The organism is Agromyces badenianii, from assembly GCF_003070885.1.
GTDB lineage: Bacteria > Actinomycetota > Actinomycetes > Actinomycetales > Microbacteriaceae > Agromyces > Agromyces badenianii.
The window spans coordinates 861136-883732 of sequence record NZ_CP028913.1 but is presented as its reverse complement, the minus strand read 5'-3'; the positions used below and the strand labels follow the sequence as shown (position 1 = coordinate 883732).

The 22597-nt window shown below is 71.2% G+C and carries 20 protein-coding genes and 1 pseudogene; 12 read left to right on the top strand and 9 right to left on the bottom strand.

From position 1 onward, the window contains the following. Positions 1-96: 96 nt before the first annotated feature. On the bottom strand, positions 97-966 hold the full coding sequence (locus tag DCE93_RS04245) for a PHP domain-containing protein (RefSeq protein ID WP_108594788.1): 870 nt from the start codon (positions 964-966) through the stop codon (positions 97-99). A gap of 97 nt (positions 967-1063) precedes the next feature. Between DCE93_RS04245 and DCE93_RS04240 the strand changes: the two genes are divergently transcribed. After that, the gene (locus DCE93_RS04240) at positions 1064-2086 is read left to right on the top strand and encodes an endonuclease/exonuclease/phosphatase family protein (RefSeq protein ID WP_108594787.1); all 1023 of its coding nucleotides are present in this window, start codon (positions 1064-1066) and stop codon (positions 2084-2086) included. Between the two features lie 90 nt (positions 2087-2176). Beyond that, positions 2177-3745 (top strand): aminopeptidase P family protein, encoded by a 1569-nt coding sequence (locus DCE93_RS04235; RefSeq protein WP_205647472.1) that lies wholly within the window; start codon positions 2177-2179, stop codon positions 3743-3745. Between the two features lie 69 nt (positions 3746-3814). Here DCE93_RS04235 and DCE93_RS14685 read toward each other — a convergent pair whose 3' ends face one another. After that, on the bottom strand, positions 3815-4549 hold the full coding sequence (locus tag DCE93_RS14685; RefSeq protein ID WP_205647471.1) for a YflT domain-containing protein: 735 nt from the start codon (positions 4547-4549) through the stop codon (positions 3815-3817). Between the two features lie 102 nt (positions 4550-4651). Here DCE93_RS14685 and DCE93_RS04225 point away from each other — a divergent pair, with 102 nt between their 5' ends. Genes DCE93_RS04225 through DCE93_RS04205 form a run of 5 tightly spaced genes read left to right on the top strand, consistent with a single transcriptional unit; the run spans position 4652 to position 8895 of the window. Then, positions 4652-5980: a magnesium transporter MgtE N-terminal domain-containing protein gene (locus tag DCE93_RS04225; protein ID WP_108594785.1), complete on the top strand. Its 1329-nt coding sequence runs from the start codon at positions 4652-4654 to the stop codon at positions 5978-5980. Then, positions 5967-6500, top strand: coding sequence for a DUF1003 domain-containing protein (locus DCE93_RS04220; protein WP_108594784.1), 534 nt, complete (start codon positions 5967-5969; stop codon positions 6498-6500). Before DCE93_RS04225 ends, DCE93_RS04220 begins: the two co-directional genes overlap by 14 nt. Then, complete coding sequence (locus DCE93_RS04215; RefSeq protein WP_108594783.1) at positions 6487-7665, top strand: Mrp/NBP35 family ATP-binding protein; 1179 nt, start codon at positions 6487-6489, stop codon at positions 7663-7665. Before DCE93_RS04220 ends, DCE93_RS04215 begins: the two co-directional genes overlap by 14 nt. 4 nt (positions 7666-7669) lie before the next feature. After that, the gene (locus DCE93_RS04210; RefSeq protein ID WP_108594782.1) at positions 7670-8560 is read left to right on the top strand and encodes a hypothetical protein; all 891 of its coding nucleotides are present in this window, start codon (positions 7670-7672) and stop codon (positions 8558-8560) included. Positions 8561-8607: 47 nt separating this feature from the next. Then, positions 8608-8895 carry a hypothetical protein gene (locus DCE93_RS04205; RefSeq protein WP_146184936.1) on the top strand — a complete coding sequence of 96 codons (288 nt, stop codon included), beginning with the start codon at positions 8608-8610 and terminating at the stop codon, positions 8893-8895. A 57-nt stretch (positions 8896-8952) separates the two neighbouring features. Here DCE93_RS04205 and DCE93_RS04200 read toward each other — a convergent pair whose 3' ends face one another. Both DCE93_RS04200 and DCE93_RS04195 read right to left on the bottom strand, forming a co-directional pair. Further along, on the bottom strand, positions 8953-10488 hold the full coding sequence (locus DCE93_RS04200; RefSeq protein WP_108594780.1) for a pyridoxal phosphate-dependent decarboxylase family protein: 1536 nt from the start codon (positions 10486-10488) through the stop codon (positions 8953-8955). Further along, positions 10485-11864 (bottom strand): MFS transporter, encoded by a 1380-nt coding sequence (locus DCE93_RS04195; RefSeq protein ID WP_108594779.1) that lies wholly within the window; start codon positions 11862-11864, stop codon positions 10485-10487. The genes DCE93_RS04200 and DCE93_RS04195 overlap by 4 nt, the downstream gene beginning before the upstream one ends. 55 nt (positions 11865-11919) lie before the next feature. Between DCE93_RS04195 and DCE93_RS04190 the strand changes: the two genes are divergently transcribed. After that, complete coding sequence (locus tag DCE93_RS04190; RefSeq protein ID WP_108594778.1) at positions 11920-13470, top strand: succinic semialdehyde dehydrogenase; 1551 nt, start codon at positions 11920-11922, stop codon at positions 13468-13470. Between the two features lie 34 nt (positions 13471-13504). On the opposite strand, the gene DCE93_RS04185 is transcribed toward DCE93_RS04190, so the two are convergent. Then, positions 13505-13936, bottom strand: a complete 432-nt coding sequence (locus DCE93_RS04185; protein ID WP_205647470.1) for a twin-arginine translocase TatA/TatE family subunit — start codon at positions 13934-13936, stop codon at positions 13505-13507. 52 nt (positions 13937-13988) lie between these two features. Here DCE93_RS04185 and DCE93_RS04180 point away from each other — a divergent pair, with 52 nt between their 5' ends. Next, positions 13989-14621 (top strand): O-methyltransferase, encoded by a 633-nt coding sequence (locus DCE93_RS04180; RefSeq protein ID WP_108594777.1) that lies wholly within the window; start codon positions 13989-13991, stop codon positions 14619-14621. A gap of 70 nt (positions 14622-14691) precedes the next feature. Here the strand turns inward: DCE93_RS04180 and DCE93_RS04175 are convergent, their stop codons facing one another. The 3 genes from DCE93_RS04175 to dapE all read right to left on the bottom strand — a co-directional run bounded on the left by DCE93_RS04175 (position 14692) and on the right by dapE (position 17364). Next, positions 14692-14865, bottom strand: coding sequence for a DUF3117 domain-containing protein (locus tag DCE93_RS04175; protein WP_108594776.1), 174 nt, complete (start codon positions 14863-14865; stop codon positions 14692-14694). A 140-nt stretch (positions 14866-15005) separates the two neighbouring features. Further along, complete coding sequence (locus tag DCE93_RS04170) at positions 15006-16238, bottom strand: hypothetical protein (protein ID WP_235825384.1); 1233 nt, start codon at positions 16236-16238, stop codon at positions 15006-15008. Between the two features lie 25 nt (positions 16239-16263). Next, complete coding sequence (dapE, locus tag DCE93_RS04165; protein WP_108594775.1) at positions 16264-17364, bottom strand: succinyl-diaminopimelate desuccinylase; 1101 nt, start codon at positions 17362-17364, stop codon at positions 16264-16266. 74 nt (positions 17365-17438) lie between these two features. Between dapE and dapD the strand changes: the two genes are divergently transcribed. From dapD to DCE93_RS14875, 3 genes are all read left to right on the top strand, one after another. Continuing rightward, positions 17439-18392: a 2,3,4,5-tetrahydropyridine-2,6-dicarboxylate N-succinyltransferase gene (gene dapD / locus DCE93_RS04160; RefSeq protein WP_108594774.1), complete on the top strand. Its 954-nt coding sequence runs from the start codon at positions 17439-17441 to the stop codon at positions 18390-18392. 124 nt (positions 18393-18516) lie between these two features. Then, positions 18517-20391 (top strand): penicillin acylase family protein, encoded by a 1875-nt coding sequence (locus tag DCE93_RS04155; protein WP_276329512.1) that lies wholly within the window; start codon positions 18517-18519, stop codon positions 20389-20391. Continuing rightward, positions 20367-21113, top strand: coding sequence for a penicillin acylase family protein (locus tag DCE93_RS14875; RefSeq protein WP_276329511.1), 747 nt, complete (start codon positions 20367-20369; stop codon positions 21111-21113). The genes DCE93_RS04155 and DCE93_RS14875 overlap by 25 nt, the downstream gene beginning before the upstream one ends. A 72-nt stretch (positions 21114-21185) precedes the next feature. Here DCE93_RS14875 and DCE93_RS04150 read toward each other — a convergent pair. After that, positions 21186-22485 (bottom strand): annotated as a pseudogene (locus DCE93_RS04150) (citrate synthase). Positions 22486-22597 lie beyond the last annotated feature (112 nt).

The following is a 22597-nucleotide window of genomic DNA, read 5'->3' as shown; positions in this document are numbered from 1 at the left end:
CGCATCATTCCCGGTCTCGGAATCATCCGTCGATGTTCGCCCTACCGAAGGCCGGGAGGGGCGAACTTCGACGGATCGATACGCGCCGGAAGCGCGCTACGGCAGCACCGGCGCGCTGCCCCGGCCCTCGGCGATGATCTGCTCGACGACCTCGGGCGCCGTGCGGCACTCGCCGAGCCGGTTCGGCTTGCCGGAGCCGTGGTAGTCGCTCGACCCCGTCACCTGCAAGCCGAATCGCACCGCGAGCTCGCGCAGCCGGGGCTTCGCGTCTTCGCGGTTCTCGGGGTGGTCGACCTCGAGTCCGAAGAGGCCCGCATCGACGAGCTGCGCGAGCCGTTCGGGCGGCACGACCCGCTCGGCGCCGCGGGTGCCGGGATGCGCGAGCACGGGCACCCCGCCTGCGGCGCGGATGAGTCGCACGCCGGTCAGCGGGTCGGGCGCGTAGTGCGGCTGCGCGTAGCCCGCACGCGGGTGGAGTATGCCGTCGAAGGCCGCCGAGCGCGTGGCGACGTGGCCGCGGGCCACGAGTGCATCGGCGATGTGCGGCCGGCCGATCGTCGTGCCCTCGACGGTCTGAGCGAGCACGTCGTCCCAGGTGAGGGCGTAGTCGCGCCCGATGCGGCGCACGATCGCCTCGGCGCGAGCGAGCCGCGATTCGCGGATGCGCGACGTCTCGGCGAGCAGCGCTTCGTCGAGCGGGTCGATGAGGTACGCCAGCATGTGCACGCTCGTGTAGCCCTCGCGGGTCGAGAGCTCCATTCCAGGAATGAGTGCAACACCCGTCTCCGCCACGGCGGCGGAAGCCTCCGCCCACCCGCTCGTCGAATCGTGGTCGGTCAGCGCGACGCCCCAGAGCCCTGCTCGCGCCGCCTGCCGCAGGAGTACGGCCGGAGCCTCGGTGCCGTCTGAGACCGTCGAATGCGTGTGCAGGTCGGCTTCGCCGGCGACGACGGGGGCGTGGGGCATCCTGCAATGCTAGCCGCGGCATCTCACCGAGTACTCCCAGCTGATCGGCAGCGCCGCGCCCGACAGCTCGCCCGCGTCCTCGCCTAGGGTTGATGGAATGCTCCCCCGCATCCTCGGCTGGGCCATCGTGCTCGGCACCGCTGTCGTGGCGCTCGTGTTCGTGTGGCCGCAGGGCTTCGGCCTGCAGAACCAATGGGTCGCCGCGCATGTCGTGGCGCTCCGAGGCACGGCGGCCGCGGGCGGTGCGGTCGCGACGATCGTGTTCCTGCTGCTCGCCCTCGCGCGGCCGTTGCGCTTCTTCGCCTTCGCGATGGCGGCGGTGCTCGCCCTCTTCGCCGTCGCCAACGTCGCCGTGCTCACGGCCAGGGGCTTCGGCGGTTCGGATGCCTCGGCGACGCGCCCCGACTCGGTGACGGTGCTCTCGTGGAACACGCTCGGCGAGGTGCCCGAGGCGTCGACGATCGCGGGTCTGGCGCTCGAGCGGGGTGCTGACGTCGTGGTGCTGCCCGAAACCACCGACCCGCTCGGCGAGGAGGTCGCGATCGCGATGCGCGAAGGAGGGAGCCCCATGTGGGTGCACACGCTCGCGTACGACGACATCGCGAAGGCCCGGTCGACGACGATTCTGATCAGCCCCGATCTCGGCGACTACGAGGTGGTCTCGGCCGAGGTGCCCGGCCCGCCCGGCAACACGAACACCCTGCCGAGCGTCGTCGCCGACCCGGTCGACGGCGACGGGCCCCGCATCGTCGCGGTGCACGCGGTGGCGCCCATCCGCTGGGAGCTGCGCAACTGGCGCAGCGACCTCGAGTGGCTCGCCGAACAGTGCGCGGGCGACGACGTCATCATGGCGGGCGACTTCAACGCGACGCTCGATCACTTCGCCGGGCGCGGCGTCGACGGCGCCGACCTCGGTCGATGCACGGATGCCGCGGCGCAGGCGGGTGCCGCGGGCGTCGGCACCTGGCCGACCGACGCACCGCCGTTCCTCGGCAGCCCCATCGACCACGTGCTCGCGACTCCGAACTGGGATGTCGCGGCGTTCGAGGTGCTGCAGGGCTACGACGACGCGGGCAGTGATCACCGGCCCGTCGTGGCGACGCTCGTCGCGACCGGCTGAGCCCCGAGCCCCGAGCACCGGGCCCCGAGCCGACGGGCCCTCGTCTCGAGACCGACCCGACGGTCAGCCGGCGGTGCGAGAATGGATCGCATGGCCAACACCAGCGACACCTCGACGACCGAGACGGCGACCCCCGCGACGAGCGCGAGTGAAGAGACGATCCGCGACACGAACCGTTCGACGACGCCCGGTTCCGAAGGCTTCAAGAGTTTCATCGGCAGCGGCTGGGCCGCTCGCGAAGAGACGCTCCCGCCGGCCCGTGAGCAGGCGGCGTTCGCCGCCGAACGCCGCGCGAAGGTCTCGGCCGCGTTCACCGGGCAGCGGCTCATCGTGCCCGCGGGCGACATGAAGCAGCGGGCGAACGACACCGACTACCCGTTCCGAGCGCACTCGGCGTTCGCCCACCTCACCGGATGGGGCTCCGACTCCGAGCCGGGCGCGGTGCTCGTGTTCGAGCCGACGACCGGCGGGCACGAGACGACGGTGTACTTCCGTGAGCGTGCCGGGCGCGACTCCGAGGAGTTCTACGCGAACGCGGCGATCGGCGAGTTCTGGATCGGCGCTCGCCCCTCGCTCGCCCACGTCGCCGCCGACCTCGCGATCGCGACCCGCGGCCTCGAGGAGTTCGACCACGTCGTCGACGCCGTCGACACGGCCACCCTCGTGCTGCGCGAGGCCGACGCATCCGTCACCGAGCGCATCGACCACGCCCGCATCCGCTTCGCCGCCGAGCAGGCGCTGTCGACGAACGCCTCGGATGCCCCGTTCTCGCTCGAGATCGGCGGCTCGCACGAGCCCGACGCCGAGCTCGCCCGGGTGCTCTCCGAGCTGCGGCTCGTGAAAGACGAGTACGAGCTCGCCGAGATGCGCGCCGCGATCGATGCGACGCAGCGCGGCTTCACCGAGGTGCTCGAAGAGCTTCCGCGCATCACGGCCGAGGTGCGCGGCGAGCGCGTCATCGAGGGCGTCTTCGCGACCCGTGCCCGACTCGACGGCAATGACGTCGGCTACGGCTCGATCGCCGCGGCCGGTCCGCACGCGACCGTGCTGCACTGGACCCGCAACGACGGCCCCGTCGTGCCCGGCGACCTCGTGCTGCTCGACGCCGGCGTCGAGATGGACAGCTACTACACCGCCGACATCACCCGCACCTTCCCGGTGAACGGCACGTTCTCGGCCGTGCAGCGGCAGGTCTACGAGGCCGTGCTCGAGGCTGCGGACGCCGCCTTCGCCGTCGTGAAGCCCGGAGCGGTGTTCCGCGAGGTGCACGCGGCCGCGATGCAGGTCATCGCCCGCAAGACCGCCGAGTGGGGGTTCCTGCCGGTATCGGCCGAGGAGTCGCTCGAGCCCGACAACCAGTTCCACCGCCGCTACATGGTGCACGGCACGAGCCACCACCTGGGCCTCGACGTGCACGACTGCGCCCAGGCGCGACGCGAGATGTACATGGACGGCGTGCTCGAGCCCGGCATGGTGTTCACCATCGAGCCCGGCCTCTACTTCCAGCCCGACGACCTGACGGTGCCCGCCGAGTTCCGCGGCATCGGTGTGCGCATCGAAGACGACATCGTCGTGACGTCGAGCGGCGCCGAGAACCTCTCGGCCGGCATCCCGCGCACGGCCGACGAGGTCGAGGCGTGGGTGCGCGGAGCCAGCTGACCCGTCAGCGGGCGGTCGCGTATCGCGCGTCTGGGAGTCCGCTCTCACGCGAACCGATGTCGGCTGGGCTCAGCGCTCCGTGGCGGGCGGGTCCGCAGGAGCGGCATCCGCGCTCTCAGGCGAAGCGGATGCGTCGGCGCCGGCGTCGCTCGACGGTGCGAGCTCGCCGTATCGGGGCCTGACCGGGGCCTGACCGGCACGGGCCGCTTCGGCCGCGGCGCGCCGCGCGGCATCCGTCGCCTCGCCGTAGCTCAGCGGACGCCCGCCGGTCTCGGGTGCCTGGGCCGGCGCCGCTACCGGGCGCTGAGGGGCCGGCGCATCGACGCCGAGCACGCTGCGGGCACGTTCGACGTGCGCCGTTTCGGCGATGATCGCGTAGCGCGTCGCGAGCACCTGCATGACCGAGGTGAAGTCACGGCGGCGGCGGTTCAGTGAGTACGAGACCACGCTGAAGATCATGCCGAAACCCGCACCGATCAGCACCGCGGAGATGAGGATGCCGATCGAGGCGCCGGTTGGGGCGAAGATGAAGAACAACAGGCCGAGGAACGTTCCGAACCACGCACCCGACAGTGCGCCGGCACCCGCGGCTCGGCCCCACGAGAGCTTGCCGGTGATGCGTTCGACGCTCGTCAGGTCGGTGCCGACGATCGCGAGCTCCTTCACGGGGAACTCGGCCTTGGCCAGCGCGTCGACCGCGGCCTGCGCCTCGGCATAGGTCTCGAAGCTCGCGACCGTCTCCCCCTTGGGCAGGGTCGGGAATGCTCGGCCCACGCGGCCGCCGAACGGCGATTGATTGCTCACCCGGTCATTCTCCCACGTGGACGTCGGCGCACGGCCGAGCAGCGAGCCGCGAAGCTGCCGGGAATCGGGTCACACGCGGCATCCGGGACTAAGTTGGTAGGCGTGAGCGCCACGAGAGTCTTCGTCGCCCGACTCGCCGGGTGCGCCGTCTTCGACCCCGCAGGCGATCGGGTCGGCAAGGTGCGCGACGTCCTCGTCGTGTACCGCAAGAGCGACCCACCACGGGTCGTCGGCCTCATCGTCGAGATTCCAGGCAAGCGCCGCGTGTTCGTGTCGATCGGCCGGGTCACCTCGATCGGCGGCGGCCAGATCATCACCACGGGTCTCATCAACCTGCGCCGCTTCGAGCAGCGCGGCGGTGAAGTGCGCGTGATCGCCGAGATGATCGGCCGCAAGGTGGCCTTCATCGACGGCTCGGGCGAGGCGACGATCGAAGACGTCGCGATCGAGGAGCAGGAGCCCGGCGAGTGGCAGGTCGACCAGCTCTTCGTGCGTCGCCCGAAGGGTGCATCGCCGTTCTCGAAAGGGCAATCGGCGTACGTCACGTGGCGTGAGGTGCGCGAGGCGAACCCGAGCGGCGAGGCGCAGTCGGCCGAGCACCTCATCGCGGCCTACTCCGAGCTGAAGCCGGCCGACCTCGCGAGCACGCTGCTCGATCTTCCGGCCCAGCGCCGCCAGGAGGTCGCCGAAGAGCTCTCCGACGACCGGCTCGCCGACGTGCTCGAAGAGATGCCAGAGTCCGATCAGGTGGTGATCCTCGCCGGCCTCGGCGACGATCGGGCCGCCGACGTGCTCGACCACATGCAGCCCGACGACGCCGCCGACCTCATCGCGCAGCTCCCCGAAGAGCGCGGCGAGCACCTGCTCGAGCTCATGGAGCCCGAAGAGGCCGACGACGTGCGCTTCCTCCTGTCGTACGAGCCCGAAACCGCCGGCGGCCTCATGACGACCGAGCCCATCATCGTCTCGGCCGACGCGACCGTCGCCGAGGGCCTCGCCCTCATCCGACGGCACGACCTTCCGCCCGCCCTCGGCGCAGCGGTGTGCGTCACGCTGCCGCCGTACGAACCTCCCACGGGGCGGTTCCTCGGCATCGTGCACTTCCAGCGCATGCTCCGCTATCCCCCGCACGAACGGCTCGGCACGCTCATCGACCAGGGCCTCGAGCCCGTGCGCGCCGACACCTCGGCCGCCGAGGTCAGCCGCATCCTCGCGAGCTACGACCTCGTCTCGGTGCCGGTCGTCGACGAGAAGCAACGACTCGTCGGGGTGGTGACGATTGACGACGTGCTCGACTACCTCCTGCCAGATGACTGGCGAAGTCATCCCGAAGAAGCCGAGGTGGGGCGCCGCGCAGCCGCGCGTGCCCAACTGACGACGGGGAGTATCCCCATTTCACACGGAAGGAGGGCAGGAGATGGCACGCGCTGACGCAGACGAGCGGCGATTCGACACCCCGAAGGGCACGCGCCGCGCTCCGTCCTTCCGCGGATCTGGCGACAGCGACCGGTTCGGTCGCTTCACCGAATGGGTCGCTCGCGGCATGGGCACCCCGGGCTTCCTGCTCGGCCTGTCGGTGTTCGCGATCGGCTGGATGGTCTGGAACACGTTCGCGCCCGTGGAATGGCGCTTCGACTCCATCGCGATCGGCTTCACCGCGCTCACCCTCGTGCTCTCGCTGCAGGCCTCGTACGCGGCACCCCTCATCCTGCTCGCACAGAACCGTCAAGACGACCGCGACCGCGTGCAGATCGAGCAGGACCGCCAGCGTGCAGAGCGCAACCTCGCCGACACCGAGTACCTCGCCCGCGAGGTCGTGGCGCTGCGCCTGGCCATGAGAGACCTGGCGTCGAAGGAGTTCATCCGCGCCGAGCTGCGCGCGATCATCGAAGAGCTCGATCGGCGCGACGACGAGCGCGACGAGGAGGACGCCGAGCATGCCAGCCGCTGACCCGGTCGCACTCGAAGCCGCCGTTCGCGCCGCGCTCACCGGCGTCATCGACCCCGAGATCCGAAAGCCCGTCACCGAGCTCGACATGGTCGACCGGGTCGTCGCGGGCGACGACGGCCGGGTCGAGGTCGGCATCCGCCTGACGATCGTCGGATGCCCCGCATCAGACCGCATCGAACGCGATGTGCGACAGGCCGCGGAATCGGTCGCCGGGGCCGGCAACGCCGACGTCGTGCTCTCGGTGATGACCCCCGAGCAGCGCGCCGCCCTCACCGAGCGACTTCGCGGCGGCCGCGCCGCCCGCGGCAACCCCTTCGGACCCGGCAGTCTCACCCGCGTGATCGCGGTCACGAGCGGCAAGGGCGGCGTCGGCAAGTCCACGATCACCGCGAACCTCGCCGTGGCCCTCGCGGCGCGCGGCCTCTCGGTCGGCCTCGTCGACGCCGACGTGCACGGGTTCTCCATCCCCGGCCTGCTCGGACTGGTCGACGCGTCCGGGCTCGCCGCGCGGCCGACCAGGGTCGACGAGATGATCCTCCCGCCCGTCGCGCACGGCGTGAAGGTGATCTCGATCGGCATGTTCGTCGAACCCTCCGAAGAGGGCGGGCGCGCCTCATCCGTCGCCGTCGCCTGGCGCGGGCCGATGCTGCACCGCACGCTGTCGCAGTTCCTCACCGACGTGTACTTCGGCGACCTCGACGTGCTGCTCGTCGACCTGCCGCCCGGCACCGGCGACGTCGCGATCTCGCTCGGCCAGCTGCTGCCGAACGCCGAGGTCGTCGTCGTGACCACTCCGCAGCCCGCGGCGGCCGACGTGGCCGAGCGCTCGGGCGTCGTGGCGCGACAGACCGGCCAGAAGATCGTGGGCGTCGTCGAGAACATGGCCGGGTTCGCCCAGCCCGGCGGCGACGTGCTCGAACTCTTCGGCGCCGGCGGTGGCGCGATCGTCGCCGAACGACTGTCGGCGGGCCAGCCCGAGCCGGTGCCGCTCCTCGCGAGCGTTCCGCTCAGCGTGGCACTGCGCCGCGGCGGCGACGACGGCATGCCGGTGGTGCTCGGCGAGCCCGATGATCCGGCGGCCCGTGCGATCGAGCAGGTCGCCGCGCAGATCGCGGCGCTGCCCCGCTCGCTCGGCGGTCGGCGGCTCGACCTGACGGTGCGGTGAACGGATGCCGCGCACCCGCCTGACCCGCCGGTTCGCGATCGCCCTCGCCCTGCCCCTCGCTCTCGCGGCGACCGCCTTCGGGCTCGCCGCCTGCACTGCACAGCCGTCCGCGAGCCTGCCCGACGGGCTCTCGGTGCGGGTTCAGCAGGGCAGGCTCGACATCGAGGCGCAGCGACTCGTCGTGCGCCTCGAGAACGACGGTGACGAGCCGGTCACGGTCGAGCGGCTCGAGGTCGTCGCACCCACGCTCACGCCTGGCATGGTGCGCGACGAGCCCTTCGAGGTCGCCCCGGGCAATGCCCTGCAGATCCGGCTCCCGCTCTCGGCGAGCGAGTGCGGCACGGACGCGGGTTCCGAGACTCCGGCGCCCGAAGCGACGATCCTCCTCCAGGTCGCGACGACGTCCGGCCGGGCGTCGAGCGAGCTCATCGCCGACGACCCCCACGGCACGCTCGCCCGCATCGCGAACTCGGAGTGCCTCGCCGAGTCCGTCGACCGGGTGGCTGCGCTGCAGATGCCCGAGCACCTGCGCTCGACCGGCAGCGGCATCGCTCGCCGTGCGTTCATCGATGTCGATATCGTGCCCGAGGCATCCGGCGATGGCTCGTTCACGATCGACCGGGTATACGGCACGACGCTCCTGAACGCCGAAGACGGGGTCGATTGGCCGCTCGGCACGCAGGTGGCGGCAGGCGGCGACCCCGTCACGATCTCGCTGCCGGTGCGGCCGGCCCGCTGCGACGCCCACGCGATCGCCGATGACAAGCGCGGCACGATCCTGCCCTTCGAGATCCGCACGAGCGACGGACGCGAGGGACGGCTCGACCGTTCATCGGGTGACACGCTGAAGGCCGAGCTCTACGCCTACTACGGCGAACGGTGCGCGTTGCAGTGACGCGGCTGCGGTGGCACGCTCCCAGCGGCGGTCGGTAACATCCCGGAATGAGCAATTCGAACCCGGCCCCTGCTGCGCTGTCCGACGTGTCCCGCGCCCAGTTGCTGAACGCCGAGGTGGCGCGGTACGCCCAGCGCGGGTGGAACGTGCAATCGGTCGCCGCCGGCCAGGCCGTGCTGTCGAAGAACAAGCGCATCGGCTGGTTCTGGAACCTCATCCTCGTGCTGCTCACCGGCGGCCTGTGGTTGATCTACGTGGTCTACCGCGCCCTCAACCGCAAAGTGCAGACGGTCATCATCACGGTCGACGCGACCGGCAGGATCCGCACGAGCTGACCATCGGGCGAACGGCGGCCAACGCACCGGCGCCCGGCATCGAGCCCCCGCCGTCGGTCAGTCGCGCGGCTCGACCACCCGCGCGAGCAGTTCGACGAGCAACCGCTCCGTGAGCTGCGGCGGCAGCGCGCCGACGAGCGCGAGCACGGGGGCGAGCCGGTCGGGCAGTGCGCCGTCGGCGCCCGCAGCTCGGGTCGCGTCTGCTCCGCCCAGAAGCCCGAGGGCGCGCAGCAGCGCCGCCGCGCCGTCGGAGTCGAGACCGGCGGATGCCGCGGCGAGCGCGTCGAGGCCACCGGGCAGCGTCTCGGCGAGGCCCGCGACGAGCGCCCGCCCGTCGACGGTCGGCACACCGCGCACGGCATCGGCGGCCGCGACCAGTGCCGTCGACAGCTCGCCGACCACGGCCTCGGTCACCGGCGTCACCGTGAGGTGGGTCGTGTGGGGCAGTCGCGTGCCGTCGGCCTGGGTGAGCGCGGGTTGCAGTTGCAGGTGCCAACCGGCCGCGCGCGCGGCATCCGCCCAGTGGTGCGGGTCGACCCGCAGTTCGGCAGGCAACGACTCGTCGGTCGCGACCGCGAAGAGCGGGCCGGTCGGCGCACCGACGATCCTCAGCCCCTCGATGCCCCCGACGACCTCGCGCAGCGCAACGGTCGCGCGCGCCGCCTGAGCGGTGAGCGCGGCGAATCCGTCTTCGCCGAGCGCCTCGATGATCGCCCAGGCCGCGGCGAGCGGCCCCGCCGGCTTCGACCCCGTGAGCGTCGGGTTCACGACGGGGTAACCGGGCCAGCCGGTCGTCGCGAAGTACTGGTGGCGCTGGCGGTCGCGGCCCCGGGTCAGCAGCACCGAGACGCCCTTCGGCGCGTATCCGTACTTGTGCAGGTCGGCCGAGAGGCTCGTGACGCCGGGAACCGACAGATTCCACGCCGGCAGCTCGTCGGGCCAGAAGGCGAGGGCGAAGCCCCCGATGCAGGCGTCGACGTGTAGGGCGATGCCGCGCGGGCCCGTGATCGCCGCGACGTCCGCCACGGGGTCGAGACCGGCGAACGGATACGAGGGCGCGCTCACGACGACGAGGGCGACGTCGTCGCCGAGCCGCTCCTCGATCGCGGCGACCGACACGACGCCCGTATCCGGGTCGACCGGCACGAGGTCGAGCCCGAGCCCGAAGTACTCGGCGGCCTTGTGGAACACGGCGTGAACGGTCACCGGGGCGACGATGCGGGGCACACGCGGGCTTCCCGCGCGCAGCGACCGCCACAGGTCCCGCGCCGACTTGACCGCGAGCAGGCAGCTCTCGGTGCCGCCGGAGGTGACCGAGCCGACGATCTCGTCGTCGCCTGCGCCGCCGAGCACCCGACGAGCGAATCCGACGACCCCCGCCTCCATCGCGGCGACCGAGGTGAACGTCGTCGGGTCGAGGCCGTTCACGGGCTGCACGAGGCGGGCGGCGCGGGCCGCGAGCTCGTCGAGCTCGGGCAGCCCCGAGTCGTACACGTACGAGAGCACGCGGCCGCCGTGCGTGGGGGCGTCGGCGGCCCGCATCGCCTCGAGTTCGGCGAGGATGTCGGATGCCTCGCGGCGGAAGCCGGTCATGAGGCCACCGCCTCCGTGGTCGTGGCCGCGGCATCCGCCTCGATGTCGCTGCGCCTGAGCGGATACCGTCGCAGTGCCACGAGGCTCGCCGCGACGAGCAGTGCGGGGATCACGCTGAAGCTGATCGCGATGCCCGCCACGGCGACCGGGGTCTGGGTGACCGTCTGCGACCCCGTCGACTCGACGTACCCGGTGATCGCCAGCACGATCGTCAGTGCCGTCGCGCCGAGCGCCATGCCCGCGGTCTCCCCCGCCGTCCAGACGCCGCCGAAGCTCCCGGCCCGGCCAATGCCGTGGGTACGGGCGTCGTGCGAGATGACGTCGGGCAGCATGGCCATCGGCAGCGACTGCATGCCGGCATAGCCCGCGCCGGCGAGGGCGACGGGCGCGTAGACCCACGCACCGGGCGCCCAGATCATGCCGACGAGGCTCAGGGCGGCGACGCCGAAGAGGCAGCTCGCGAGCGCGAAGCCGCGTTCTTTGCCGACGCGCGCGGCCACCACCTGCCACACCGGGGCGCAGAGCACGGCCGGCGCGATGAGCGCGACGAAGAGCAGGGTGACCGCGCGCTCGTCGCGGAGCACCCAGGTCGCCACGAACTGGGCGCCGGCGAGCATGAGTCCCGTGGCGAGGCCCTGCAGCACGAACGCCGCGAGCAGGGCGCGGAACGCCGCACTCCGCCGGAGCGCGGCGAAGCCCTCGGCGTAGCCGGCCCGGATGTCGCGGCCGGGCGGGGCATCCGTCGATCTCGCTCCCCTCGCCGCCGTCGAGGTCGCGACGAGCATGCCGGCCCCGATCACGAGGCCGGCGACGAGCGCCATCACGAGGTAGCCGGCGTGCTCGTCGGAGAACGCCGACCGCAGCTCGGGTCCGCCGGCGCCGAAGAGCAGGATCGCGATCGTGAGCACCATCACTCGCCAGGTGAGGAGCCGCGTGCGCGCATCGTAGTCGGCCGTGAGCTCGGCGGGAAGCGCGATGTAGGGCACCTGGAAGAGGCTGAACGCCGTCGCCGTCGTGAGGAAGGCGAGGAACACCCACACGCCGGATGCCCCGGGGTCGAGGCCCGACGGCACCGCGAACGTCAGCACGAAGCCGACGGGCAGGGTGAGCGCGCCAACGATCATCCAGGTGCGACGTGTGCCCGTCCGGGCGAGCGCCCGGTCGCTCCGTTCCCCGATCCACGGGTCGATCACGACGTCCCACACCTTCGCGGCCGTGACGACGAGACCGGCGACGAGCGCGGTGACGCCGAGGGTGTCGGTGAGGTAGTACACGAGCACGAGACCGGGCAGCGTGGCGAAGCCGCCCGTGCCGATGGATCCGATCGCATAGCGGGCGACGACACCGCGGGACAGGGTTCGCTCCGATGCGGCCATGGGGGCAGTGTACCCACCCGGCGGCGAACTGGGTCAACTGTCCTAGACTGTGCGCATGCGCGCCCTCACGGCCTCCTCCGAACTGTTCGCGAGCCTCACCGACGACGTCGTCGCGTCGGGCTCCGAGACCATCGCCGTCCCGACTCCCTCGACGGGCGAGACGCTGCACGATCTGCCGCGCTCGAGCGCCGACGATGTGCTCGACGCGGTCTCCCGCGCCCGCCTCGCGCAGCTCGCCTGGGCCCGCGCGGGATTCGCCGAGCGCCGGCGAGTGCTGCTGCGCGCACACGACCTCATCCTCGAGCGGCGCGAGCTGCTGCTCGACCTCATCCAGCTCGAGAGCGGCAAGACCCGCGGGCAGGCGTTCGAGGAGATCTTCGCGGCGGTGTCGGTCACCCGGTACAACGCCCTCGCCGCACGGCGGGTGCTCGGCGGCCGGCCGGTGCGTTCGGGGCTGCCGACCGTGACGACGGGTCGAGTGCGCTTCCGTCCGAAGGGCGTCGCCGGCGTCATCACTCCGTGGAACTTCGCGCTGAGCCTCGCCGCGATGGACGTCGTGCCCGCCCTCGCCGCCGGGTGCGGTGTCGTGCAGAAGGCCGACGACCAGGGGGCGCTGTCGATCCTCGCGTTGCGACGGGCGTTCATCGACGCGGGCGTGCCCGCGGCGTTGTGGGCGGTCGTCGCCGGGCCGGCGGCCGAGGTCGGCGAAGCGCTCACCGATGTCGCCGACTACATCTGCTTCACGGGTTCGACGGCGACCGGCCGCACGATCGCCGAGAAGGCTGGACGGCGGCTCGTGGGCGCCTCACTCGAACTCGGGGGGAAGAACGCCCTCATCGTGCTCGACGACGTCGACCCCGAGACGGCCGCGGCGAACGCCGGTCACGCCGCGTTCTCGGCGATGGGCCAGCTCTGCGTCTCGATCGAGCGCATCTACGTGCACCAGAAGGTCGCGGGCCCCTTCCAGCGTGCCCTCGTCGAGCGCCTCCGTGGCGCGAAGCTCGGCTCGGGGCTCGGGTTCGACGCCGATTTCGGATCCCTCGCGAGCGCCGCGCAGCTCGCCCGGGTGCAGGCGCACCTCGACGACGCGATCGCCAAGGGCGCGACCGTGCTGGTCGGCGGCAGGCACCGCCCCGACATCGGACCGTGGTTCTTCGAGCCGACCGTGCTCACCGGCGTCACCCCCGAGATGCGCGTCTACGCCGAAGAGACGTTCGGTGCGATCGCCTCGCTCTACCTCGTCGCCAGCGACGAAGAGGCGGTGCTCGCGGCGAACGCGAGCGACTACGGGCTGAACGCCGCCGTCTTCAGCCGCTCACCCGGCCGGGCGCGGCGCATCGCCGATGCCCTCGAGGCCGGCAGCGTGAACATCAACGAGGGCTACCGCGGTTCGTTCGCCTCGGTGGCCGCGCCGATGGGCGGCGTCAAGCAGTCGGGCCTCGGCCGGCGCAACGGCGAGGCGGGCCTCCTGCGCTTCGTCGAACCGGTCACGATCGCCTCGGTGACGGGCCTGCTCCAGCTTCCGCGCACCGCGAGCGAGTACGAGCAGCAGGCACCGCTCCTCATGCTGCTGGCGCAGTCGCTGAAGGCGCTGCGCCTGCGCTGAGCCACCCGGCCTCGCTGACGCCTGCGCCGGCCGCTCAGGTCGCTTCGGAGTCGAACGGGGCGAGTTCCTCGGCGCCGAGCAGCTCCCGCTTGCGCTTGCGCTGCAGGTAGGCGGAGTTCTCATTCACCGACGCGCGCGCGACGACCGGCGCCGGCGCCTCATCGGCGAAGGGGTCGACGTCGGTGAGCGCCTCGCGGATGATGCGACGCGGGTCGTACTGCCGCGGATCGAGCTTCTTCCAGTCGACGTCGTCGAAGTCGGGGCCCATCTCATCGCGCATGCGGTCTTTCGCCCCGTTCGCCATGTCGCGCAGCGAGCGCACGAGACGGCCGAGCTGGGCCGCGTAGTGCGGCAGGCGCTCGGGGCCGAGCAGGAAGACGGCGATCACCCCGATGATGAGGAGCTTCTCGAACGTCAGACCGAACACCCCTACAGGATAGTCGGCGGCGAGGCGTGCGAACGCCATGCTGCGAGCGCCCTAGGCTTAGGGGCTGAGAGATGCACCCGGGAGCCGCCACGTGTCCGAACACGATCTGAACTGGAAGTACGTCGACGACTCGGTCGCCATGACCGAGGCGATCGCCAAGGCCCGACAGCAGTCCCTCGAACTCGGCGTCGAACCGGTCTCCCCCGCCGTCGGCGCTCAGCTCGCCGTGCTCGCAGCCGCGTCGCGCGCCCAAGCGATCATCGAGGTGGGCACCGGGGTCGGCGTCTCCGGGCTCTGGATGCTGCAGGCGGCGCGCCGGGCCCTGCTCACCTCGATCGACACCGAGACCGAGTACCAGCAGCACGCGCGCCAGCACTTCGCAGATGCCGGCATCGCCGCCGCACGCGTTCGGCTCATCGCCGGCCGTGCGAGCGAGGTGCTGCCGCGCATGAACGAGAGCTCCTACGACATCGTCTTCATCGACGCCGATGCGCCGTCGGTGATCGAGTACGCCGAACACGGACTGCGCCTCGCCAAGCCAGGCGGCATCGTGCTCGTCGCCCGCGCCCTGTGGAAGGGCCGCGTCGCCGATCCGGCGCGCCGCGACGAGTCGGCGAGCGCCTACCGCACCCTCATCGCCGAGCTCGCGACCTCGACGGCCGTGGCGACCGCGATCACCCCCGCCGGCGACGGACTGCTGCAGATCGTGAAGCTCGGGGCGTAGCGCCCTGCCACGTCGCCGGCAAACGAATCGAGCCCCGAGTGGACTCGGGGCTCGATTCGAGGAGTGTGTCTCAGGCGGGATTCACGACGCCGCTGAGGACGTCGTAGAGTTCCTTGGCCTCAGCGTCGTTCACCGAGACGACGAGGCGCCCCCCACCTTCGAGCGGAACTCGAACGATGATGAGCCGACCCTCCTTCACAGCCTCCATAGGCCCGTCTCCGGTGCGTGGCTTCATGGCCGCCATTGAACTCCCCTTTCGTGGCTGAGTTTCCATTATCTGCTATCACAGGCGGTGCTGGGAAATCGCCGCGAGCCTGTCGGCAAGCCGATTGAACCGATTCGACGACTGGTGGGCGAGGCCGAGACAGCGGATTCCCGCTCCGATCAGGGAGGCGTCCAGTCGCGGCCGTCGACGCCCCATGCGATGAGCAGCCAACCGAGTTGCAGCAAGAGAGAGAGCGCGACCACGCTCCACCGGTACCATGCGGCCCGCGGCTGGGCGAGGGCGCCCACGAGCGGGAACATCGGAGCGAGGATGCGGAAGGTGCTCGACTGCGGGAAGAACACCGCGAGGAGGTACAACCCGTAGCTCGCCAGCCAGAGCCGAAGGTCGACGCCGAGCCGGCGCACCGCCGGCAGGAACAGCGTGAGCGCGAAGCCGGCGATGAGGGCGAGCACCGCGATCGTGCCGAGCGGTTGCCCGAGCCACCAGCCGCCCGACTGGAACCAGGCCGTGAAGGGCACGAGCTCCTGGTACCCGATGTAGGCCGACCGCCACGCGAGCTCGGTGGCCGTGTACCCGTGCAGCTCACCGGTGGCCGCCCAGACGATTCCGGGCCAGGCGAAGCCGACCAGCACGGCGAACACGGTGGCGGATGCCGCGAGCACCCGTTCCCGCACCGGGAACGGGTCGCGTCGTCGCGAGAACCACCGCCACAGCCAGTGCAGCCCGAGGGTGAGCGCGAAGGCCAGAGCGCCAGGGCGCGTGAACGCCCACACGGCGAGCACCGGCACGAGCCATCCGTACCGCCGGTCGACGAGCAGGAGCAGCGCGAGCGCGAGCCAGAGCAGCCCCAGGGACTCGGCGTACCCGAACTGCATGATCGGCGACACCGGCGCCACCGAGAAGAGCACGACCGCGAAGAGCGCACGGTCGGGCTCGAGGAACCGCGACATCAACCGGTACGTGACGAGCGCAGCGCCGAGCCCCGCGGCCAGGGCGACGACGACGGAGGCCGCATTCCAAGGCACCCCGAACCAGGTCACGACGCCGACGAGCATCGGATAGACGGGCAGGAACGCCCACGCGTTCTCGGCGACCTGTCCGGTCTCGGTGACCGGGAGCTCCAGCGGGTAGCCGCCGTGCCAGATGATCTGGTACCACCTGGAATCCCACAGGTTCGCGTACTCGAAGTACCCGGGGCGCGCTCCCGTCCACGGGTTCGCCCCCTGCACGCTCGCGAGGCCGAGCACCATGAGGGTCGTGATCGCGCGAGCGCCGAGGAAGATCACGACGACCCGCGCCCACCACGGCGCGAGGCGCCAGCGCACGCGAGGCGACCAGCGCCTCACGCGGAAGGGGTCGGGTTCGCGGATCGCGGCCGACGGCGTGGTCATGGATGCCTCGTTCGAACCGAGCCGCTCAGGCGGTGGCGCCGGTCAGCCAGTCGCGGAGCGCGATCTCGGTGTGCCTGATCTGCGAGGTGGCGACCCGCTCGTCGTCGGCGTGCGCCTTGAGCGGGTCGCCGGGGCCGAAGTTCACGGCGGGGATCCCGAGGGCGCTGAAGCGCGCGACATCCGTCCAGCCGTACTTGGGGCGCGCCTCGGCGCCGACGGCGCGCACGAACTGCTGAGCGAGCGGGGCGTCGAGGCCGGGCCGGGCGCCTTCGGCACTGTCGGTGACGGTCACGTCGAAGCCGTCGAAGAACTCGCGAACGACCTCGGATGCCTCGGCGACGTTGCGGCTCGGCGCGAACCGGTAGTTGACGGTGAGCACCGCCTCGTCGGGGATCACGTTGGCGGCGATGCCACCCGAGACCAGCACGGCGTTCAGGCCCTCGCGGTAGGCGAGGCCGTCGACCTCGACGGTCTCGGCCTCGTGTTCGGCGAGGCGGGCGAGCGCCGGTGCGAGCTTGTGGATCGCGTTCTCGCCGACCCAGCTGCGCGCCGAGTGCGCCCGCAGCCCGGTTGCCCGTACCTCGGCGCGGAGCGTGCCGTTGCAGCCGCCCTCGACCTGTCCGTTCGACGGCTCGCCGAGGATCGCGAAGTCGCCGGTGAAGAGGTCGGGCCGGCTGCCGGCGAGCCGTCCGAGGCCGTTGAGCGATGCGGCGACCTCTTCGTTGTCGTACCACATCCAGGTGAGGTCGACGACGGGGTCGGTGAGCTCGAGGGCGAGCTTCAGCTGCACCGCGACGCCCGCCTTCATGTCGACCGTGCCGCGCCCCCACAGGTACTCGACGCCGTCGACGGTCTCGAAGCGCGTCGGCAGGTTCTCGTTGATCGGCACCGTGTCGAGGTGCCCGGCGATCACGACGCGGCGTTCGCGGCCGAGGTTCGTGCGCGCAACGACGGTGTCGCCGTCGCGGATCACCTCGAGATGGGATGCCCCGGCGAGCGCCTGCTCGACGAGGTCGGCGAGCAGTGTCTCATCGCCCGAGACGCTCGGGATGTCGCAGATCGCCCGGGTGATGGCGACGGAGTCGGCGGTGAGGTCGAGTACGGGCACGATCGGGGCGGGCGGCATGCCCCCAGTCTACGAACGCACCGGCGCGCGACGCACCGCGTCACCGGTGGTCGCGGCTCGGTACGCTGGAACACATGCCAGAGAACGCCGCCGCCGCCACCTCGCACCGCTCCGCCCGAGGCGCCGGGCTCGCCACGATCGCGGCCGACGGCACCGTGCTCGACACCTGGTTCCCGGCGCCGGCACTCGGCGACACGACGGCTGCACTCTCGCCCGAGCACCTGGCGCTCACCGGTGCCGATGCGCGCCGCAACGTCACGATCGAGGCCGTCGACCTCACGATCGACCTCGACGCCCCGCCCGCGGGCACCTCCGACGCCTACCTGCGGCTCCACGTGCTCTCGCACCTCCTCGCCGCACCGAACACCGTGAACCTCGACGGCGTCTTCGCGCACCTCCCGGCCGTCGTCTGGACGAACGCGGGCCCGGTGCATCCCACCGACTTCGACCGGCTGCGCCCTGCGCTGCAGCGAGCCGGCATCCACGCGACCGGCCTCGACAAGTTCCCGCGTCTGCTCGACTACGTCACCCCCGAGCGGGTGCGCATCGCGGATGCCGCTCGAGTGCGCCTCGGAGCGCACCTCTCGCCCGGCACGACGGTCATGCACGAGGGCTTCGTGAACTTCAACGCCGGCACCCTCGGCACCTCGATGGTCGAGGGCCGCATCTCCCAGGGCGTCGTCGTCGGCGACGGCTCCGACATCGGCGGCGGCGCATCGATCATGGGCACGCTGTCGGGTGGCGGCACCCAGCGCGTCGTCATCGGCGAGCGGGCGCTGCTCGGCGCGAACTCGGGCATCGGCATCTCGATCGGCGACGACAGCGTCGTCGAGGCGGGCCTCTACGTCACGGCGGGAACGAAGGTCGTACTGCTCGGCGGAGCGGGTGAGCACCCCAGCACGGTCAAGGCCGTGGTGCTCTCGGGCGTGCCCAACCTGCTCTTCCGTCGCAACTCGCTGAACGGGCAGGTCGAGGCGCTCTCCCGCACCGGCGAGGGTGTGCGCCTGAACGCCGCGCTGCACGCCTGAGACGCCCTCCGGCGGCGCTGCTCGACGCGATCCCGGCCGCTGCCGACCGCTCGGCTTCTCGGCTACAGTGGTGGCTCTGGCCGCCGCGGGGCGGCCCTCGTCTTGCGCAGCACGAAGGAGTGGCGTGGGTACCGACGCATCGAGAACCGGTCGGCATCGGGGAATACGGTTCCTCATCGGCCTCCTCGTCGCCGTGCTCGTGCTCGCCGTCGTCGCTGCCGGACTCGGCTGGTGGACCGTGCAGCGCTCGTTCCCCACCTCGAACGGCAGCATCCAGATGTCCGGTCTGGATGCCACGGCCACCGTGCACCGCGACGACGCCGGTGTGCCGCAGCTCTACGCCGAGACCGACCACGACCTCTTCTTCGCCCAGGGCTTCGTGCACGCGCAAGACCGGTTCTGGGAGATGGACTTCCGCCGGCACGTCACCGCGGGCCGGCTCGCCGAGCTGTTCGGTAGGTCCCAGCTCGGCACCGATGCCTTCATCCGCACGCTCGACTGGCGCGGCATCGCCGAGCAGGAGTACGGCATGCTCGACGAGTCGTCGAGGGCCCACTACGACGCCTACGCCGAGGGCGTCAACGCCTACCTCGACGATCGCAATGGAGCCGACCTCTCACTCGAGTACGCCGTGCTCGGGCTGCAGAATCCCGGCTACTCGCCCGAACCGTGGTCGGGAGTCGACTCGATCGCGTGGCTGAAGGCGATGGCGTGGGACCTGCGCTCGAACCTCGGCGACGAGATCGATCGCGCGCTGCTCTCCACCGCGCTCCCGCCCGAGGAGGTCGCGCGCCTGCATCCCGACTACCCGTGGGGGCGCATGCCGACGATCGCCGGCGAACCGACGGCGACGGCGACGGCGCCGGCCGCGTTGTCGGTGACGCCGATCCCGGCCGACGACGATCCGATCCGTCCGGATGCCGCGGCGGAATCCCCCATCGGCCCCGGCCACGCCGCCGCGCTCAGCTCACTCCAGTCGACGATCGAGGCGGTGCCGGAGCTCCTCGGCCCCGAGGGCGGCGACCTCGGATCGAACTCGTGGGTCGTCTCGGGCGCGCTCACCGAGTCGGGTTCGCCCCTGCTCGCGAACGATCCGCACCTCGGGCCCGCCATGCCCTCGATCTGGGCGCAGATGGGCCTGCACTGCGTTCAGATCACCGACGAGTGCTCGTTCGACGTGGCCGGCTACTCGTTCTCAGGCCTGCCGGGCATCGTCATCGGGCAGAACCAGAGCATCGCCTGGGGCTTCACGAACCTCGGGCCAGACGTCGCCGACCTCTACCTCGAGCGCATCGACGGCGACTCGTACGAGCTCGACGGTGCCCTCGTTCCGCTCACGCTCCGCGAGGAGACGATCGAGGTGGCCGGCGGCGATCCGGTCACCATCACGGTGCGCTCCACCGCCCGCGGCCCGCTCGTCACCGGCATCGGCGACGATTTCGGCGAGGTCGCGACGCAGTTCCCCGCGGCATCCGGTCAGGCCGAGGGGCAGTACGAGGTCTCGCTGCAGTGGACCGCGCTGACGGCGGGCACCACCGCCGGCGCGATCTTCGCGCTCGATCGCGCGCACGACTGGAACGCGTTCCGCGCCGCCGCAGCGATCTTCGACGTGCCGGCGCAGAACCTCGTCTACGCGGATGTCGCGGGCAACATCGGCTATCAGGCGCCCGGCCGCATCCCGGTGCGCAAGACCGGCGACGGCACACTGCCCCTGGCCGGCTGGACGAGCGCGAACGGGTGGGAGGGTGCAGTGCCCTTCGGCCGGTTGCCCTCGGTGTACAACCCCGCGAGCGGCTACATCGTCACGGCCAACAACGCGGCAGTCGGGCCCGAAGGGCCGATGCTCACCGAGGACTGGGACTACGGCTATCGTGCCGCCGGCATCGACCGGTTGCTCCGCGAGCGGCTCGACGCCGGCGAGAAGCTCACCGCCGAGTTTACTCGCCGAGATCCAGCTCGACACGAGCGACGCGAATGCCGCCGCGTTCCTGCCGGGTGATCGCCGCCCTCGACCTCGACGGCGACGCGAAGCGGGGGGCCGCGCTCCTCGGCGGCTGGAACGGCCGTGCCGACGTCGACAGCGCCGAGGCCGCCTACTTCGCCGTCTTCTGGCGCAGCCTGCTGGGCGACATGTTCGGCGAGCTTCCCGAGGCGACGCGGCCCCAGGGCGGCGACCGCTGGTTCAACGTCGTCGGCACCCTGCTCGCCGAGCCCGAGTCGATGTGGTGGGCCAACGACGACGCCGGCGTCACGGGGCGCGACGCGATGATCGCGCACGCCCTCGGTGCGGCCTGGGAGGAATCGGAGCAGCGCATGGGGTCGAACCCCGACTCCTGGCGCTGGGGCCGTCTGCACACCCTGACGCTCACGAACCAGAGCTTCGGCGAGTCGGGCATCGCACCGATCGAGTGGCTCTTCAACCGCGGCCCGTACGAACTCGGCGGTGGCTCGTCGATCGTCAACGCGATCGGCTGGGACGCGAGCATCGGGTACGGCGTCGACTGGGTGCCGTCGATGCGCATGGTCGTCGATCTCGGCGACCGCGACGCATCCCGCTGGATCAACCTCACCGGCGCGTCGGGTCACGCCTTCCACCCCCACTACGCCGATCAGGCCTCGCTCTGGCAACGCGGTGAGCTGCGCGACTGGGCGTTCACGGCCGAGGCGATCGAAGCCTCGGCGCACGACACGCTGCGGCTGCGGCCCGCCGGCGCGGACTGACGGCGACCTCCGCCACCGACGACGAAAACGCCGGCCCCGCCCGAAGGCGTGACCGGCGTTTTCGCACGATGCTCAGCGCGAGGGGTAGTGACGCTCGGGCTCGCCGATGTAGAGCTGCTGCGGGCGCCCGATCTTCGTCTGCGGGTCGAGGTTCATCTCACGCCAGTGCGCCATCCACCCCGGCAGGCGGCCGATCGCGAAGAGCACGGTGAACATGCGCGTGGGGAAGCCCATCGCCTTGTAGATGACGCCCGTGTAGAAGTCGACGTTGGGGTAGAGCCGTCGCTCCTTGAAGTAGTCGTCTTGCAGGGCGAACTGCTCGAGCTCCGTGGCGATGTCGAGCAGCGGATCGGCGACGCCGAGCCCGGCGAGCACCTCGTTGGCCGACTGCTTGACGATCGTCGCACGCGGGTCGTAGTTCTTGTAGACGCGGTGCCCGAAGCCCATGAGCTTCACGCCGTCTTCCTTGTTCTTCACGCGCTCGACGAACTTCTCGACGCCCTCACCGGAATCGCGGATGCGCGCCAGCATCTGCAGCACCGCTTCGTTGGCGCCGCCGTGCAACGGCCCCGAGAGGGCGTGGATGCCCGCCGAGATCGAGGCGTAGAGGTTCGCACCCGTCGAGCCGACGAGGCGCACGGTCGACGTCGACGCGTTCTGCTCGTGGTCTTCGTGCAGGATCAGCAGGCGGTCGAGCGCGGTGGAGAGCACCGGGTCGATGTGGAACGGCTCGGCCATGTTCCCGAAGTTCAGCTTCAGGAAGTTGTCGACGAACGAGAGCGAGTTGTCGGGGTAGAGGAACGCCTGGCCGATCGACTTCTTGTGCGCGTACGCGGCGATGACCGGGAGCTTCGCGAGCAGCCGGATCATCGTGAGCTCGACCTGCTCGGGATCGCTCGGGTCCGAGGAGTCCTCGTAGTAGGTCGACAGTGGCCGACACCGCGCTCGAGAGCACCGACATCGGGTGCGCCGTGTGCGGCAACGAGGAGAAGAACCGCTTGAGGTCTTCGTGCAGCAGCGTGTGGCGACGGATCTTCTCGTCGAACTCGCCGAGCTGGTCGGCGGTCGGCAGCTCGCCGTAGATGAGCAGCCACGCGACCTCGAGGAACGTCGAGTTCGCCGCGAGCTCTTCGATCGGATACCCGCGATAGCGGAGGATGCCCTGCTCGCCGTCGATGTAGGTGATCGCCGACCGCGTCGACGCGGTGTTCACGAACCCGTAGTCGAGCGCGGTGAGGCCGGTCTGCCGAGTCAGCGTCGACACGTCGATGCTCGAGTTGCCCTGCACCGCACGATGGACGGGGAACTCGGCGGTGGTGCCGCCGAAGCTGAGGGTCGCGGTCTGGGGAGTCTCCCCGGCCGCCTTGTTCACGACGTCGCTCACGGCGCCTCCTGTGATCGTCACTTGCGCGGTCACCTGCTTTCCGGACGAAGGCCGTAGGGGGGTCGGCCGCGGTCCGTGTACAGCCTAGACGCGCTCCGAG

Coding starts and splice junctions, on each gene's coding strand:
- DCE93_RS04245 (WP_108594788.1), bottom strand. CDS start 966: ATGCCCCACGCCCCCGTCGTCGCCGGCGAAGCCGACCTGCACACGCAT.
- DCE93_RS04240 (WP_108594787.1), top strand. CDS start 1,064: ATGCTCCCCCGCATCCTCGGCTGGGCCATCGTGCTCGGCACCGCTGTC.
- DCE93_RS04235 (WP_205647472.1), top strand. CDS start 2,177: ATGGCCAACACCAGCGACACCTCGACGACCGAGACGGCGACCCCCGCG.
- DCE93_RS04220 (WP_108594784.1), top strand. CDS start 5,967: ATGGCACGCGCTGACGCAGACGAGCGGCGATTCGACACCCCGAAGGGC.
- DCE93_RS04215 (WP_108594783.1), top strand. CDS start 6,487: ATGCCAGCCGCTGACCCGGTCGCACTCGAAGCCGCCGTTCGCGCCGCG.
- DCE93_RS04210 (WP_108594782.1), top strand. CDS start 7,670: ATGCCGCGCACCCGCCTGACCCGCCGGTTCGCGATCGCCCTCGCCCTG.
- DCE93_RS04205 (WP_146184936.1), top strand. CDS start 8,608: ATGAGCAATTCGAACCCGGCCCCTGCTGCGCTGTCCGACGTGTCCCGC.
- DCE93_RS04200 (WP_108594780.1), bottom strand. CDS start 10,488: ATGACCGGCTTCCGCCGCGAGGCATCCGACATCCTCGCCGAACTCGAG.
- DCE93_RS04195 (WP_108594779.1), bottom strand. CDS start 11,864: ATGGCCGCATCGGAGCGAACCCTGTCCCGCGGTGTCGTCGCCCGCTAT.
- DCE93_RS04190 (WP_108594778.1), top strand. CDS start 11,920: ATGCGCGCCCTCACGGCCTCCTCCGAACTGTTCGCGAGCCTCACCGAC.
- DCE93_RS04185 (WP_205647470.1), bottom strand. CDS start 13,936: ATGGCGTTCGCACGCCTCGCCGCCGACTATCCTGTAGGGGTGTTCGGT.
- DCE93_RS04175 (WP_108594776.1), bottom strand. CDS start 14,865: ATGGCGGCCATGAAGCCACGCACCGGAGACGGGCCTATGGAGGCTGTG.
- DCE93_RS04170 (WP_235825384.1), bottom strand. CDS start 16,238: ATGACCACGCCGTCGGCCGCGATCCGCGAACCCGACCCCTTCCGCGTG.
- dapE (WP_108594775.1), bottom strand. CDS start 17,364: ATGCCGCCCGCCCCGATCGTGCCCGTACTCGACCTCACCGCCGACTCC.
- dapD (WP_108594774.1), top strand. CDS start 17,439: ATGCCAGAGAACGCCGCCGCCGCCACCTCGCACCGCTCCGCCCGAGGC.
- DCE93_RS14875 (WP_276329511.1), top strand. CDS start 20,367: ATGCCGCCGCGTTCCTGCCGGGTGATCGCCGCCCTCGACCTCGACGGC.